This window comes from Ruegeria sp. CDSA020 (assembly GCF_059612345.1).
This window is the reverse complement of sequence record NZ_JBXWQK010000005.1, coordinates 254,229-270,965: the sequence shown is the minus strand read 5'-3', so window position 1 is coordinate 270,965 and position 16,737 is coordinate 254,229. Positions and strand designations below refer to the sequence as shown.

Genomic DNA, 16,737 nt, shown 5'->3' with positions numbered 1-16,737 from the left:
GCCACGGATGGTGAATGCAGCGCATATCCGGATTGCAATCCGAAAGCATGAACCGATTGTGCGTCATGCTTTGACTGCGCTGTTTCCCGACCCTGATGACCCGGTGAATTATGAAGCCGTCGAGGAAAGTGTAGACGAAGATATCGGCGAAACGCTTGCCGATGTCTTGCTGGAAATTCTGGTCGACGCTGCGAAGGTCAAGCAGTTCCTCAATTTTCTGCGCGCGCGCGGCGCGGACCCTGTGCCGCGCGACCGTAACCTGATTTTTGCCGAAAACATCGCTCGGTTTGACGGCACCCTGATCGGCATACCGGCGAATAATTCGTTCGACTTTGCTGCATTGGGCGATTTTGCCCCACGCGCAGAGAGCTTTCGCTGTCAGATCTGGATCAACAACACATTCGAAGGCTCCGGCGCGTTTGTTGCCCCCAATCTGGTGCTGACTGCAGCCCATGTTCTGGACCCGCTAAACTCCGTGCCCGCCGGGGTCGACCCTCGGCTTGAAATACTTGCCTCGGACGAAAAGCGGTACCGGGCAAAATGCGTAAAGCTCTGGCCCTATCACGACAGTGAAAAGGCCGGGAACCTGCCACCGGGCGATGAGGTGGATATCGCGCTGCTGCGGATATTCCTGCCGCTGGGGCATACCTATGGCAGTGTCGATGTAACCGGGGACCCCCCCGATTTTGAGGGTGCAGACCTGTTCACATTGGTCCACTACCCCGAAGGTGTCACCAAGGGGTTCATGCCCGGCAAGGTACACCGCGAACCCGGAGCCAAACGGTTCCCTCATGACATCGACACATCCGGTGGCTCATCAGGTGGCCCCGGTTTTGACAGCCAGTTCAGGTTTTTGGGCATCCACCAGGGCAAATGGGAGACGACCAAACGGCTTGTCCCTTTCGAGCAGTTCCACGATGACCCCGATTTCCAGGATCTGATCAGCAAGAACTCGAACCAGCGGGATATGTGGTCGCTGAGCCGCGACATCGATGGACCCATCATCATTGGCCGCAACCAGTTCGTGACTGGACTTGCGCATATGCTGGATCATCCCAAATCCAAACTGCGTGGAATCTGGATCAGGCGCGAGGATACGACATCTATTCGCGGTCTTGGGTTCAGCTATGACATGCTGGAATCCTATCTGCTGATGCAAGAAGCACCTAACGCCGCGCCGCAACATCGTTGCATCCGATTGGGGCCGACCCTGAATACAGACGATTTGCTTGCTGATCTTGCCGAGAAGGCCAACGGAACCGTCGCCTCGCCAGACGCTGCTGCTGGAACAACCGCCGCCCAGACTACCGATGTTGCATTCGAAGGCAGCCGCGCGGAGACCCTAATTGCTGACATGGATCAGGCCGCCAAAACCGCAGGGCAAACATGGTGGATCTATTTCGACAACCCGCCCGAAGGGCTCTCACCACGTGCCCAGGTACAGTTCGAGCACATCGCCAAATGCCTGCCCACATCCGAGAACCTGCGCCTGATCCTTGCAGGCTATGAGACCTATCGCCTGTCGCCCCTGCGTTTTGCCAATGTCGGCGCTGTCGACGGCGCGCAGCGCAGCGGCCTATTGGTGGAAGAGCTGGGACCATTCACACGTAGCGATGTTGAGGCTACAATTAACAGCATGATCACTTCGCTTGACCCGGCAAAAGAGCTGACACCGGCTGCTCGACGGGCAATGGTGGACGATGCTCTGGCCGGGTTGAGCCCTGACAACACAGGTGAATTCGATGGCGAACATCTGGAAACCGTTGTCACCCGTGTTCGCCAAGAGGCCAAACGCTTTCTGGAGATAGAAGAATGAACCAGGCGCAGGAAGAACTCCGTTCGCGTCTGCTGCGCGCCGCAGCCCTTCGCGGGGCATTTGAACCACGGCAGCTTATGCGCGAGGTGCTGAGCGAAGATGAGTACGGCAACCGGGTGCTACGGGCCCGGCTGATGTCATCCCTGCGCGAGTTGAGCCATGTTGATAAGTCGGGCAGCTCCACGAAATGGATTCTGCGCCTGACTGCACGACATCGCGAATTGTCCGGGATCGAAGAGTTCGACTCGGCGGCAACGCAGACCGATATCGTGCAGGCTCTGTCGGGCCAAGAGGGGTTCGCACCGGGCGCTCTGGATCACCTTATCGAGGCGGAAACAGATGAACAAAACCTGTCGCAGCACCTTGTCACGTTAGAGCGTGCAGGCCAAAAAGCGCCGGGATATGACCGCCTGTTCAGGCTGCGCAGCCGATTGAACCTGCTCAGACGCGAGCGCCGATCAAAAGAGCGCCTGGGCGAAAAATTCGTGGGGCGTGTCAGCGAAATCGACAAGATTCAACGCTGGATCGACCACCCTATGCGCTCGGCCCCTTTGAAAACCTTGCATATCGAAGGTCAGTACGGGATCGGAAAATCCTACCTGCTGGAACGCATCATCCAGATTACAAGCGAACGCGAAGACGTCATCCTGATCCGGCTGGATTTCGATCAGCCCTCATTGCAGACCGGTCCAATCTTTGAAGAGATCTCGCGTCAGATCGGTACCGCAATACCCCAAGCGGCCCCCGAACTCCGCAAATTGCGGTTGCGATATTCCGAACAGATCACACGGGAGATATACGAAAGCTCGGATCTTACACCGCGTCAGTTGATCCTGGCGATGACCAACGCGGTGGCTGATGCCCGCCTGCGCCTTGTCATTCTGCTGGATACGCTCGAAGTACTGCATGGTCAGGGCGCGACCTTCGTGAATAACCTCATGAACGATCTGGATCGCTTTGTCGAAAAGGAACAGATCGAAGTATCGATCATCTCAGCCGGTCGCGGGCCGATTTTCGGCGAAGATCACCCAAGACGGGGCGAATACATCAAGCTCGACCAGATCGAAGACGAGTTGGTCAATCAAACGCTGGATGAGGCCGGAATCCCCGAGGAATTCCGCGATCAGATCATTTTGCGCTGTCAGGGCAATCCGTTGAAATTGCGGCTGCTGATTGACGAGGTGCAGACCGAGGGCCGATTGGCCGAAGTCACCGAAGACGAGAATGACCCGATTGCCGCGGGCATCGTGAACCGGGCCATCACATCGCGCCTGCCAGTGCACCTGCGTGGCATTGCCAATTACGGCTTGGTTCTAAGCGAGATAAACGCCGACAACCTGAACGGCATCGTTGCACCGGCGCTTGGGCTGGGTGACCTCAGCAGCGAAGCAGGCACAATCGTCGCGGATCTTGGCCTGCAATCCTGGCTGATGGACGCCGCCACTGATGGTCAACTGACCCATAAGGCCGACATGCGGCGGGACCTGTTAGAACCCACCTATAACCAAAGCCCCGTCGAAACCGCAGAGGTAAACCGTGCAGCTTGTGACTATTACGCTGACCGCGATCCGCTGTTGTTCCTTTATCATTCGCTTCAGCTTATGCGCGTCGGAGAAGCCCCTCCAAGCATCAATCCCTCACTGGCTGAACGCTTCCCCGAACAGCTGTTGAAAGAGCTGCCAATCGACGCGCAGGACCTGATCCGTCAAGCTCGCGGCCAGCGCTCGGCCCCGGTGCAAGAAACCAAACAACGGGAATACGGCGCCACTGGGCTGGACAGCAGTTCTGAACTTCCCCCCGAAGACCTTGTACAGGTTGAGTCCAAGGCCGCGACGGCACGAGCACGGATCGTCAAAGGTCGCGGTTATGTGGCCGCACCAGATAGTCGCGCAGTCAAAGACCTGCGAACGATGTTGGAGCAGGGCCAGCGCCGCGAGGCAACACATATCATACGCGAAGGATTGAAAGGCGCCTATGATCCGGCAAGCGAAGTTGGCATCCTGATCCTGTGCCACAACTGGCAGAGCGGTCATTGGTCCATGGCGCGAAGCCTATTCAATTTGTTGCCAGCAGATACCTTGCTGAGAGAGGCACAACAAAGGCCCGAACTGGAAGGCCGGATGCTCCTAGAGATTTATGCCGAGTTTGAATTCGAAGAGCTCGTTAACCGACTCCGCGATAAGGACTTTCGCGACATAGCTCTTCGCGTCGTGAACAGCTCGTCTCGAATTGGAATGCAGTCAGCAGCGCTTGAATTCGCTCTTCTGGCAACGGGTATGAGTTTTGAGGGTGATCATGAGGTTCTGGGCCTGATCGCCCCCTATCTGGATCACGGCCCACGCGAGCTGACCTATGAAAGGCTCCGCTATGCGGCGGGTATCCGTCAGGAGTTCGGGCTGGAATATTCAGAGCCGGACATGCCCGACCCCGCTTTACCGACGGATGATTACGGGCTCGCGTTGGCCCCATTGAATCCCTATTTCGACCGGATGCTGGCACTTGTGGAAGAGTTTCAAGCAAGTGGCCGAGGTCGTGTTCTGCGCGATTTGTCCAACCTTGCCACCGGCCTATATGAAGCGGCTGACATTTTTGCCCCGGGTTTACAGGGGATCAACAATGCGATGTCCCAGCTGTCAGAGCGTCCAACGGATGTGATTTCGCTATTGCGCGCGATGGGCCTTACCGCTGATTGGGCCGAGGGGTACAGTTTTTACCACCCGATCCCTGACTTGCCAACGCTCGCACGCGCGGCAAGACGTTGGCAACAAGTCATCGGCGGCTATTGGGCCTTCCCCTCACCACCGCCACCAGAATGGAATTCCACACGGAAATGGAGCGACCTGACATCAAGTCGAACCGTCGACCTTTTGGAACGCGGCAGTCATGGTCTGGCAGACCGAGTTCTAAACTTCTGGGCGGATCCTTTGAACGAAGGGCGCGGTAAGTCCACTCAAACCCTGCAACGCCGCCTTGCACCAGTTGCTCGGGGGCTCACCCATGGTTCAGGAACAGAGGAAATCCTTGGTTGGCTTACCAAAAGCCGGGCGCCCGTGGTGTTTCATCCGGCACTGACCATGTTTGCCGAAACAGGGCGGGGGCCAAAATACCTCGATCCCTAGAGGCAGATCGACTGAGTTTGAAAACTTCATATTAGCTGAGGAACCAATGCCATGAGCGATTTCGAAAAGGAAACATTCAGCCGGCTGGAAGGCCTTGGAAATGCCGGAACAATCGACAAGGCGCGTGAGGCTCTGGATACCAGTCCGGGCATTCTTGGTGAAATGGGCCTGACACCGGATCGTGCCCGTGAATTGATGGGCGCGCAGATGAATATGCTGGAAAGCTTTGGCTCTACGCCCTCGCAACTTGAAGCCATCGTGCGCGCGGTCGGACGCCCTCCCCTGATCGTGCGCGGCGGCAAGGTTGAAGGCAAACAATCGCTGTCATCCGACTTTCCGCCGGATATCGACATTCGTATTGGCAAGGCCGAAGACAATATCGCCTCGGTCGGGCGGATCGAGTTTATCAATCATGACTTTAGCTGGGGTGGCACTGGCTGGGTGATCGAAAAGAAGGTCGACCATCTGCTGATCATCACCAATCGCCATGTTGCCAAGCTGGTCGCGCGGCGCAGTTTCCTGGGCGATGGTGTCTTCATGTTTGCCCCCGGCAATGCCCGCTATGGCGCCCGGATAGATTTCCTGGAAGAGGTCGGCGCGGCACAAGACCCCGAACGGCTTTTCGACATTCGCAAGTTCACCTATATCGCCGAAGATGCGGCCGCAGATATCGCGCTTGGAAAGATCGACCTGCCCGCAGATACGGCCAATTTCACGCCTACGCCGATCCCGCGCGCCGATACGGATGCCCAGCACGGCGAATGCGTCGCGGTGATCGGGTATCCCGCCAAGGATTCCCTGCGCAATGACCCCACGCAGATGTCCAACTATTTCAACGACCTGTATGACGTGAAACGCTTTTCGCCCGGATTTCTCATCGAAGATGGCGGCGTGACGATCCTGCGCCATGACTGCACAACTTTGGGCGGCAACTCGGGCTCGCCTGTGATCTCGTTGGACAGCGGTAAAGCGGTTGGTCTGCATTATGCAGGTACCTTCGGCGTCGGAAACTCGGCGGTCAGGATCAGCACGGTCAACGCATTGTTGGACGGGGCGGTGCCGACCTCGATCCCCGGAACTGAAATCGTGCGGCCAGAACGACCTGACGGAAACCATGACGCAGACCATTTTGAACCGCGCGACGGGTACAACCCGGACTTCCTTCAGGTGGCAGAGGTGCCTCTGCCGGTGGTACCGAATGCGTTTGGGCTTGCCACTCCGTCGGATGCGACCCCGGAACGCCCCAACGAATTGCGCTATCAGAATTTCGGCATTCTCTATTCTGCGACTTTCAAAACACCGATCATTGCCGCGCTGAATATCGATGGTGCCAAGACCCGACCGCAAAAACGAGGTAGCGACAAGTGGTTCGCTGACCTGCGCATCCCAGCAAATGTCCAACTCGGCAAAGAGGATTATGATCACGCGGATATTGACCGGGGCCACCTGGTTCGCCGTGCGGCGACAAATTGGGGTGTCGATGATGCACAGGCCAAACAGGCCAATGATGACAGCTTTCACTATACCGCTGCTGCCCCGCAGCACCGGGCCTTTAATCGGAGCCACGCGCAATGGTTGGGTCTTGAGAACTTTATCATGACAAATGTGCGCACACATGGATTCAAGGCCTGCGTGTTCACCGGACCAATCCTGACCGGTGACGAGCCGATGTTGAAAGATACCGGATCGCCGGTACCCCTGAAGTTCTTCAAGCTTGTGACCATGCTGGCCGAAGAGGATGGCAGCGAAGGCATTCTTCGCCTTCACTCCACCGCCTATGTGCTCAGCCAGGTTGAGGTCATCCAACAGATGCTCTCGAACGAGGGGAGCGTGGAATCTGTCGGTGGATTTGAGTTTGGTGCCTATAAGACATTCCAGATCCGCGTCCGGGATTTGGAAAAATTAACCGGGCTGAACTTTGGACCCCTTAGCGATGCCGACCCATTGGCGCAGCGTCTGACCGATGCAGAAAGCCTGGCGGGACAACCACGTCCGATCGTCACAGTCGAGAGCTTTGCCAACGTCGTAATCTGAGAGTGGCGGATGTATACTCAATTAGGAATTGTGCATTTGGCGAGCCGTGGAGGACTCGAACCCCCGACCTGAGAATTAGAAGTTCCCTGCTCTAATCCAGCTGAGCTAACGGCCCGCTCATATTCTGGCTGTATCAGCCAAATCCCTCGCCTTGTCAACTTGATGGAGAGATGAGGTTTTGGGGCAAAAAACCTCTCTGATTTCAGCATTATCTCTAACCGGAGCAAGCTTATACAGGTACCTTGATTGCTGGGTGAACTGCACCTCGAAGCCATGCCTCAAAAGGCCTTTACCGAGTCGAACTTCCCAGACTAATTCAGGCCGCATATGCAGCCTGTCACGATGACGGAATACATCGGCAAACTGGGATGCCGTCACCTGCATCACGCGCGCCATTGATGTGACAAGGTTCGGAAGGCGCGTACCAACTGGAATGCTCGAGACCAATGGGCTGGGTGACAGAAAATTCCTTGGCGATCTCGGACAATGTTTTCAGCCTGACCAGCACCAAGTGCCCCAAGGTTCTTAAGCTCGCGCAGTAATGAGTTCCGTTGGTTCTATTCACCCTACATCATAGTTTTTGCGCCAACCGACGCATGGTGGAAATATATCCGGCGTCGATGGACTCGTGATCGGGGTGCTGACCATCTTCAATGACCTTTTGACCAGCAACATAGACGGCAATGATTTCTGCCTGCTGACCCGAGAACATGTGGAAATCCAGCACGGCTCCGGGCGACACCGCCGCCATCAGACCATTCCTATCGTAAGACAGTTCTACAAAATCGGCACGGCACCCTTCTGCGATACGACCGATATTGCGCCCGGCTGCACGCGCTCCTCCCCGGGCGGCGGTCTGCCAGAGATAACCGCCGACATTGGGCATCTCCTTGGAGCACATAACATTGCGCTGCCGGTGCAGCAGGCGCTGACTATATTCCAGTGTGCGCAGCTCCTGAACTGCCTGGGTACAGATGTTGCTGTCCGAGCCGATGCCAAAATGGCCATTTGCTGCCACGAAATCGACCGCCCGAAAAATCCCGTCTCCAAGATTTGATTCCGTCAGCGGGCACAGACCCACGGTCGCGCCCGAAGCGGCAATGGCCGCAACCTCGGCGTCATCCAGATGGGTGGCATGGATCAGGCACCACGCGGCGTCAATCTGGACCTGGTCCATCAGCGCCGCAACAGAGCGTTTGCCACTATGGGCGATACTGTCTTCCACCTCTTTGGTCTGTTCGGCCACATGGATGTGAACTGGACACCCCGGCAACTGGTCTTGCCGAAGCTCCATAAGCCATGACATTTCATCCTCGGTTACGGCGCGCAGGGAATGCGGCGCGATTCCGAGGTTAAGCTTTTCATGCTGCTGCTTCAGGGTTTCGATCAGCAAAGCGTATTGATCACGTGCATTGGTGAATCGCCTCTGAGCATCTTGCGGAGACAGCCCGCCGAAATTTGCGTGTGCATAAAACACCGGAAGATGCGTCAGGCTGAGGCTCGTTCGATCCGCAGCAGAGACAATTGCAGAAGATAGCTCCTCAGGTTGGGCGTAGTGCGCTCCATCCTCTTCGTTGTGCAGATAATGAAACTCGACAATCTCGGTATAACCGCCTTTGAGCAATTCCATATACAGCTTGGCAGTGATTGCCTGCAGGTCCTCGGGCGATACGTTATGAGCGAAATAATACATCATTTCGCGCCAGGACCAGAAGCTGTCGACCGGATTCCGGCGCACTTCTGATAACCCCGCCATCGCGTATTGAAAGGAATGACTGTGCAGGTTGGGCATGCCCGGCACAACCGGGCTTTCAATCACCGGATAGGCGTTGGGATTGTCGTCCGCGACCAGTGCTCCGAACTCACCAGATTCCGTAACGGTTACGGAGATATTGCTAAGCCAGCCCTGGTCCGTCATTGCCTGTTTGAAATGAAATCCAGTTGTCATCCACTTTCCTTTACTTGGATGCCGTATCGGCGAGTCTGTTTGGGTCATCCACGGGTGGTGTTAACTTCATCCAGCAACGCGGTAACAAGGTTCTTGATCGCGGCGCCAAGCACCTCTGCCTTAGGGGGCACAAGATCCCAAGGGGCGTGCTCAATCATATAGGTGGACTGTGCAATTTCGAGTTGCAGCGCATGAATGTTCTGGTCGGGTTGGCCATAGTGCCGGGTAATATAGCCTCCCTTAAAGCGGCCGTTTTTGACAAAGCTGTATTGGCCGGACCCCAGCGATCTTTCGGCGCAGGCCTCAAAGCGCGCGGCTGTGCTGGCCCCGCTATTTGTGCCCAGATTCAAATCCGGCAGCACCCCATCAAACAGCCTTGGCACTTCGGAACGGATGGAATGCAGATCCAACAGTATGCAGGTGCCAAACTGCGCCCTGATCCGCAGAATCTCAGCCTTGAGCGCCTGATGATACGGTGCCCAATAGGATTGGATGCGCGCCTGTGTCTCCTGCCCATCTGGCTCTTGCCCTTCCAGATAAAGCGGCTGACCGTCAAAATCGATTTGCGATATCAGGCCGGTTGTCGGACCGGAATAAAGCGGCGCGTCATCAGCTGAACGGTTCAGGTCCACCACATAGCGCGAATACTGCGCCGCCATGACACCCACACCCAATTCGGCACAAGGCAGCGCCAGCTTGTCCATGTGCCAATCCGTATCCTTCAGCTCCAGCGCGGCGGGTCGCAAACGGCGTTCAACCTCCGGAGGCAGCAAGGTTCCGGCATGTGGGACATTCAGCAAAATCGGCGTTGAACCCGCCTTAAACGTCATTAGATTCTGAACAGCCATCGCGTTCCCTTTGTTTGATGTTCTGTCAGCCCATAATTCGGCAGACCGACGAAGACCGACATTTTTTATCGCCCCAAAAGCTGGACTCCGGTCAGATCAGAGATGCGTCGTCATCCGGTAACCCGGTGCAAAGTAAAGCTTGGCATATGTCACCGGCGCGCGACGCAGCCAGGTAATGCGTTCGGCGGTAAAGATCGGGTCGCCAGGTGGCGTGTCCAGGAACTTGGAGATTTCACCATCAGCCTTGGTCGCCATGAAACTAAGCTCCAGATTGCTGAATGGCACCCTGTTAACCAACCAGTCATTCGGCCCCGATTGTTCGAAACTTTCCTCCAACACTTCAGGTACAACGTCGGCAACTATCCATCGCACCTCAAGCTGAAACGCTACGTTGTCGGCATAATGCATACATCGCAGGTGCAAGACGTCCTGCTCTTTTTTCAGGTCGAGGCGTGATGCCAGCCAGGACGGTGCGGGTTGCACCTCTCGGTCCACCAAAGAGTACCGATAGGCCGCACCGGTGGCCGTTATCTCGTCACGCACCAAAGGGATCGCAAATTGCGCCTTTCTGATGGGAGAATTCAGAACCCGCGTGCCGGCCTTGCGTTTTCTTTCCAGGTATCCTTCTTCGGCAAGCTCTCTCAACGCCCGGTTGACCGTTGTTCGTGTACTTGAGAATTCAGCGGCCAAATCCATCTCGCTTGGCAAAATGGAATCCGGGCTCCAGATACCGGTTTGGATTCGATCCAAAACCACCTGCTTGATGTCCCGAAAGCTCATGTTCCCCTGAGGTCTTGCCATAAAACTCCCCAACTCAAAAACCGGCCTTAATTGGCTTATACATACACATAAGACATCTGCAATGAAGCATGTAACTCTGCCCCGCACCTAAGACCTCTACCTAATTTGACTCCAAGAAGGCGGCTTCGGCGCGATGCCTTTCATTATTTTGTGTACACATTATGCAGTAATCAGTATACCTATTTCAGAAGCATTGCAACTTGGGATCAGATTCTCATGACTGGTAAAACAACCCTTCGTGGCGCAAAAATTGCAACACAAGCCAGCCAGCAGGGCCCTTATGGGCTAATCGAGGATGGCATCATCGTAATATCAGGTGAGTTTATCGAATGGGTCGGACCCAGACGCGATCTGCCCGATGAATATACCGAGCTTGAGGCCGAGGATCTGAACGGACGCCTTGTGACGCCCGGTTTGATCGACTGCCACACCCATGTTGTATTTGGCGGCGACCGCGCCCAAGAGTTTGAAATGCGCCTGAATGGTGCAAGCTATGAACAGGTTGCGCGCGCCGGAGGCGGTATTAACGCAACCGTTCAAGCGACACGGGCCGCCAGCCTGGAAGAGCTGATAGAAAGTGCATTGCCCCGCGTCGACGCGATGATCCAAGAGGGCATGACCACTATCGAAATCAAGTCCGGCTATGGGCTAGAACAACAGACAGAGCTGAACATGCTGCGCGCCGCGCGCGAAATTGGAAAACGTCGCCCGGTTTCTGTTCAAACCACATATCTGGGCGCCCACGCGACTCCGCCAGAGTACAAGGGGCGCGATGACGCCTATATCGACGAGGTCGTCATTCCGACCTTGCGGGCCGCCCATATAGAAGGGCTGGTTGATGCGGTTGACGGATTCTGCGAAGGGATCGCCTTTCAGCCCAAACAGATCGCCCGTGTCTTTGACGCCGCCGCTGCGCTTGGCCTTCCGCTTAAACTGCATGCCGAGCAGCTTTCTAATCTGGGCGGGGCGCAGCTTGCCGCCTCCTATGGCGCATTGTCTGCGGATCATATCGAGTATCTTGACGAAGACGGCGTGATCACCATGGCCCAGGCGGGAACAGCGGGCGTAATCCTGCCCGGTGCGTTCTATACTCTGCGCGAAACGCGTCAGCCTCCGATTGAGTTTCTGCGCAAACACGATGTCCCAATGGCACTGGCAACCGATTGCAATCCGGGATCATCCCCCCTGACATCTCTTCTTCTGACCATGAATATGGGCTGCACCCTGTTCCGCATGACGCCAGAGGAAACACTTGCGGGCGTAACCTGTAACGCAGCGCGTGCCCTTGGTTTGAGTGATCGCGGTATGATCGCAGCGGGTCAGCGGGCCGATCTGGCGGTCTGGAATGTGGGCCGTCCGGCCGAGCTTTCTTATCGTATCGGGTTCAACCCGCTTCACAAACGCATCTTTGGAGGTCAAGCGTGACAACTCTCACTCTGGCGCCCGGGCAGGCTACTCTGCCTCAGCTTGAAACCATCTATTGGGATGAAGCCTCGGTCATACTTGATCCGACGTGTCGTCCTGCGGTCGAGGCGGCCGCAAAACGGATCGCTATCGCCGCTGCGGGTGATGTACCGGTTTATGGCGTCAACACGGGTTTTGGCAAATTGGCCAGTCTCAAGATCAAATCTGAAGACACCGCCACTTTGCAGCGAAATCTGATCCTCAGCCATTGCTGCGGCGTAGGAAACGCGATGCCCCGCCGGATGGTTCGGCTTATGATGTCTCTTAAGCTATTGAGTTTTGGCCGTGGCGCATCTGGCGTCCGCTGGCAACTGATCAAGCTTATGCAAGACATGCTGGAAAAAGGCGTCACCCCTGTTGTTCCAAATCAGGGATCGGTTGGCGCGTCAGGCGATCTGGCACCTCTTTCACATATGACCGCAGTAGTGATCGGTGAGGGAGAGGCGGAATATAAAGGCGAAATTCTTCCGGGCGCCGAGGCGCTTGCAAAGGCTGGCCTGTCCCCGATCGAGCTTGGCCCCAAGGAAGGTTTGGCCTTTATCAATGGCACACAGTTTTCAACGGCCTATGCGCTTGCCGGTCTGTTCGAAGTCTGGCGTGCTGTGCGCAATGCGCTGGTCATCTCGGCCATGTCCACCGATGCCATCATGGGATCAACCGCTCCGCTGCAGCCCGAAATCCATGCGCTGCGAGGACATCGTGGCCAGATCGAAGCGGCAGGTTCGATGCGTGAGATACTGGCGCAATCCGAAATTCGAGAAAGCCACCGGGATGATGATACACGTGTTCAGGATCCCTATTGCATCCGCTGTCAGCCGCAGGTGACTGGTGCGGCGATGGATGTCCTGCGACAGGCCGCACAGACCCTTTTGATCGAAGCGAATGCTGCAACAGACAACCCACTTGTGCTGACCGAAGCGGATATGATCGTGTCCGGTGGTAATTTTCACGCGGAACCCGTTGGGTTCGCTGCTGACATGATTGCGCTGGCATTGTCCGAGATTGGCGCGATCAGTCAACGGCGTATTGCTCTGATGGTCGATCCAACGCTCAGCTTCGATCTTCCGCCCTTCCTGACACCTGAACCCGGATTGAATTCCGGCCTGATGATTGCCGAGGTGACGACAGCCGCTTTGATGAGCGAGAACAAGCATCTGGCCAACCCATGTGTCACCGATTCAACACCCACCTCCGCCAATCAGGAAGATCACGTCTCGATGGCAGCGCATGGTGCGCGGCGGCTGTCCCGCATGGTCGAAAACCTCAACCATATCCTTGGGGTCGAGCTGCTCTGCGCCGCGCGTGGCATCGAATTCCGCGCCCCCCTCCAGACGAGCCCGTTGCTGCAACAGGCCATCGCACGGCTGCGCGAGGATGTTTCGAGCCTGCAAGAGGATCGCTATATGGCGCCCGATCTGAAAGCTGCAAAGGAATTGGTCGCGTCGGGCGCGTTGCTGAACGCGCTGAACGCCTCTTTGCCGGGCCTTAACTGATGACGGTCTTTGCCATGATGGCGCGCGACCGCAGCCGAGACACATGATTGAAAACTTCAATGCCCTTGCCCTGTCGGGCTCTATCCAATCTGAAGGGAATGACCGATGAGCGATCCTCGTAAGAACAGCCGGGACATCTATCCGCCAACCGGGACCGAACTGAATGCCAAAAGCTGGTTGACCGAAGCACCACTGCGGATGCTGATGAACAACCTGCATCCCGACGTGGCAGAAAACCCGCACGAGCTGGTAGTATATGGCGGCATAGGCCGGGCCGCGCGAACCTGGAAGGATTTCGACCTGATCGTCGACAGCCTGAAAGATCTGGAAGCGGCCGAAACCCTGGTCGTGCAGTCGGGAAAGCCCGTCGCCATCGTGAAAACCCACAAGGACGCACCGCGCGTGCTGATTGCCAACTCGAACCTGGTGCCGCATTGGGCGAATTGGGATCACTTCAACGAGTTGGATAAGAAAGGTCTGGCGATGTATGGCCAGATGACCGCGGGTTCCTGGATTTACATCGGGTCGCAGGGCATCGTCCAAGGCACCTATGAGACCTTCATGGAAGCAGGACGCCAGCACTATGGTGGCAGTCTGAAAGGCCGTTGGATCCTGACCGGGGGTCTGGGTGGTATGGGCGGTGCTCAGCCACTGGCTGCTGTGATGGCGGGTGCCTGCTGTCTGGCCGTGGAGTGCGACGAGAAATCCGCCGATTTCCGACTGCGCACGCGCTATGTCGACGAGAAAACCCACAGCCTGGACGAGGCGCTGGATATGATCGAGCGTTGGACCAAAGCGGGCGAAGCCAAATCCGTGGCGCTGATCGGCAATGCCGCCGATATCTTCCCCGAGATCCACAAACGCGGCGTCAAGCCCGACATCGTCACCGATCAGACCAGCGCGCATGACCCGATCAATGGGTACCTGCCTCAAGGTTGGACCGTAGCCGAGTGGCGATCCAAGGCTGAAACCGCTCCGAAGGAAGTGGAAAAGGCAGCCCGCGCCTCGATGAAGGTGCAGGTCGCGGCGATGGTTGCCTTTCACAATGACGGTGTTCCAACCGTCGACTATGGCAACAACATCCGGCAAATGGCGCTTGAGGAAGGTCTGGAAGACGCCTTCGCCTTCCCGGGCTTTGTGCCTGCCTATATCCGTCCGCTATTCTGCCGTGGCATTGGCCCGTTCCGCTGGGCGGCCCTGTCGGGGGACCCCGAGGACATCTACAAGACCGATCAAAAGGTCAAAGAACTGCTGCCCGATAACACGCATCTGCACAACTGGCTGGATATGGCGCGTGAACGGATCGCATTCCAAGGCCTTCCTGCGCGTATCTGCTGGGTTGGTCTGGGTGACCGACATCGCCTGGGTCTGGCGTTTAACGAGATGGTCAGAACGGGCGAGCTAAGCGCGCCGGTGGTCATTGGTCGTGACCATCTGGATTCCGGTTCAGTCGCCTCGCCCAATCGCGAGACCGAAGCGATGAAGGACGGGTCTGACGCGGTCTCGGACTGGCCTCTGCTAAATGCACTGGTCAACACTGCCTCAGGCGCGACTTGGGTATCTCTGCACCATGGCGGCGGCGTTGGCATGGGCTTTTCCCAGCATGCGGGTGTGGTGATCTGCGCCGACGGCACCGATGATGCTGCCAAACGCCTGGAGCGCGTTTTGTGGAACGACCCTGCCTCGGGCGTGTGGCGTCACGCCGATGCGGGTTATGACCTGGCCAAGGATTGCGCTCGTGAACACGGGCTGCGCCTGCCTGGAATTCTGGGAAACTAAGCTTGGATCAAGCGGAACAGATCCCGGCCCTTCATTTGTGAAGGCCGGGATTGAACGATCACAAAACACCGTGCGCGCCGGTTGCTTTCGGAAACGGTGATCTAATGGACAAAGCAGAGCGTGTTGAACGCGCGTCTCCAGGCTGAAACCTCGGAGGCAATCGGCACGCCTTGCAGACCTTGTTTGATCAACCCCGCCAGACGACCCGCATCGCCTGCGGTCATCCCCCAACGGACAAGCTCGGGCGTGCCAATCCGCAGACCGTTCATATCACCCTCAACCGCCGCCACGGGCAGACCGATGCCGCAGGCAAGGAACCCAGCTTGGCGTAAGGTTTTTGAGGCCGCTTGCCCGCCCCCGAATCGCTCGGCCAGCACAGCGAACTGGTGAGAGTTGGTAAAGCCCTCGGCCCCAGCGAACACAGGCACATTTTGTGCATCCAAAGCCGCAGCCAATGCCTGCGCCATAGCGATCATCTCTTTCGCATAGGCCGCGCCAAAGTCTTTCCAGTCCAGCATCGTGACCGCAAGCGCGGCAGTTTTCGCCGCATCAAAATTGGCCGTCATGCCGGGAAAGGCGATAGCGTCCAGCGTTTTGGCGATTTCTGCATCATTCGAAACGATCAGCCCACCTGCAGGGCCACCAAGGCTTTTATAGGTGCTCATCGTCATGAAATGCGCGCCCTCGGCCAGCGGGTTGGACCAGGCGCGCCCGGCAATAATGCCGCATTGATGGGCCGCATCGAACATGACCTTGGCCCCGACCTCATCGGCGATGGACCGCACTTCGGACACGGGATGCTCGAACAGGTTCAGGCTGCCACCAATCGTAATCAACTTGGGCCGCTCGGCCCGTGCCAGCGCCCGCAGTTGGTCCAGATCAACGGTATAGCCATCGGCATTCACCGGGGCCTCTATGGTGCGCAAGCCGTATAAGCCGGCGCAGCCATCGACATGATGCGTCACATGCCCGCCTAGGGATGCGGGCGGCGCAATGATTGTGTCGCCCGGTTTGCATGTGGCCATAAAGCCATAGAGGTTGGCAATCGCACCAGAAGGCACACGAACCTCGGCGAATTTGGCATCGAGCACATCCGCGCAAAGCTGGGCCGCGATCACTTCGATTTCCTCGATCGCTTCCAGTCCCATTTCGTATTTGTCGCCGGGATACCCCAAAGAGGGGCGCGACCCGATGCCAGAGGATAACAGCGCTTCGGCTTTCGGGTTCATCACATTGGTCGCAGGGTTGAGGTTAAAGCACTCTTCCTCATGGATCACTCGGTTCTGCTCGGCCAGCTGCTCGATACGGGCCAGCAGATCGGCAGACGTTGCGGACGCCGTCGTGGCCGCTATGTCTTGAATCAGGGTTTCACTGGTGCTCGGCACCCAATCTCGTTGTGCAAGCGTCATTGGACGTCCTCCGTTTTGCAGCATGG

General features: G+C 56.9%; 10 protein-coding genes and 1 tRNA gene. 6 read left to right on the top strand and 5 right to left on the bottom strand.

Annotated features, from left to right (window positions below):
• Positions 1 to 7: 7 nt before the first annotated feature.
• Genes AC2FJW_RS10850 through AC2FJW_RS10840 form a run of 3 tightly spaced genes read left to right on the top strand, consistent with a single transcriptional unit; the run spans position 8 to position 6,969 of the window.
• Complete coding sequence (locus AC2FJW_RS10850; protein WP_496750071.1) at positions 8 to 1,816, top strand: S1 family peptidase; 1,809 nt, start codon at positions 8 to 10, stop codon at positions 1,814 to 1,816.
• Entirely contained in the window at positions 1,813 to 4,935 is a 3,123-nt protein-coding gene (locus AC2FJW_RS10845; protein ID WP_496750070.1) for an ATP-binding protein, read from the top strand. Before AC2FJW_RS10850 ends, AC2FJW_RS10845 begins: the two co-directional genes overlap by 4 nt.
• 51 nt (positions 4,936 to 4,986) lie before the next feature.
• Entirely contained in the window at positions 4,987 to 6,969 is a 1,983-nt protein-coding gene (locus tag AC2FJW_RS10840; RefSeq protein ID WP_496750069.1) for a DNA/RNA non-specific endonuclease, read from the top strand.
• A gap of 37 nt (positions 6,970 to 7,006) precedes the next feature.
• Here AC2FJW_RS10840 and AC2FJW_RS10835 read toward each other — a convergent pair.
• The 4 genes from AC2FJW_RS10835 to hutC form a co-directional block, all read right to left on the bottom strand.
• Positions 7,007 to 7,084 (bottom strand) — tRNA-Arg (locus AC2FJW_RS10835).
• A gap of 456 nt (positions 7,085 to 7,540) precedes the next feature.
• The gene (locus AC2FJW_RS10830) at positions 7,541 to 8,917 is read right to left on the bottom strand and encodes a formimidoylglutamate deiminase (protein ID WP_496750068.1); all 1,377 of its coding nucleotides are present in this window, start codon (positions 8,915 to 8,917) and stop codon (positions 7,541 to 7,543) included.
• Positions 8,918 to 8,961: 44 nt separating this feature from the next.
• Positions 8,962 to 9,765, bottom strand: coding sequence for an N-formylglutamate deformylase (gene hutG / locus AC2FJW_RS10825; RefSeq protein ID WP_496750067.1), 804 nt, complete (start codon positions 9,763 to 9,765; stop codon positions 8,962 to 8,964).
• 96 nt (positions 9,766 to 9,861) lie between these two features.
• Entirely contained in the window at positions 9,862 to 10,566 is a 705-nt protein-coding gene (gene hutC, locus AC2FJW_RS10820) for a histidine utilization transcriptional repressor HutC (RefSeq protein WP_246097191.1), read from the bottom strand.
• A 216-nt stretch (positions 10,567 to 10,782) separates the two neighbouring features.
• Here hutC and hutI point away from each other — a divergent pair, with 216 nt between their 5' ends.
• The 3 genes from hutI to hutU all read left to right on the top strand — a co-directional run bounded on the left by hutI (position 10,783) and on the right by hutU (position 15,302).
• Positions 10,783 to 11,991, top strand: coding sequence for an imidazolonepropionase (gene hutI, locus AC2FJW_RS10815; protein ID WP_496700799.1), 1,209 nt, complete (start codon positions 10,783 to 10,785; stop codon positions 11,989 to 11,991).
• Complete coding sequence (gene hutH, locus AC2FJW_RS10810; RefSeq protein ID WP_496750066.1) at positions 11,988 to 13,523, top strand: histidine ammonia-lyase; 1,536 nt, start codon at positions 11,988 to 11,990, stop codon at positions 13,521 to 13,523. The genes hutI and hutH overlap by 4 nt, the downstream gene beginning before the upstream one ends.
• Before the next feature lie 105 nt (positions 13,524 to 13,628).
• A complete protein-coding gene (hutU, locus tag AC2FJW_RS10805; RefSeq protein WP_496750065.1) occupies positions 13,629 to 15,302 on the top strand; it encodes a urocanate hydratase in 1,674 nt (557 codons plus the stop codon).
• Positions 15,303 to 15,403: 101 nt separating this feature from the next.
• Here hutU and glyA read toward each other — a convergent pair whose 3' ends face one another.
• Positions 15,404 to 16,711, bottom strand: coding sequence for a serine hydroxymethyltransferase (gene glyA, locus AC2FJW_RS10800; RefSeq protein WP_496750064.1), 1,308 nt, complete (start codon positions 16,709 to 16,711; stop codon positions 15,404 to 15,406).
• Positions 16,712 to 16,737 lie beyond the last annotated feature (26 nt).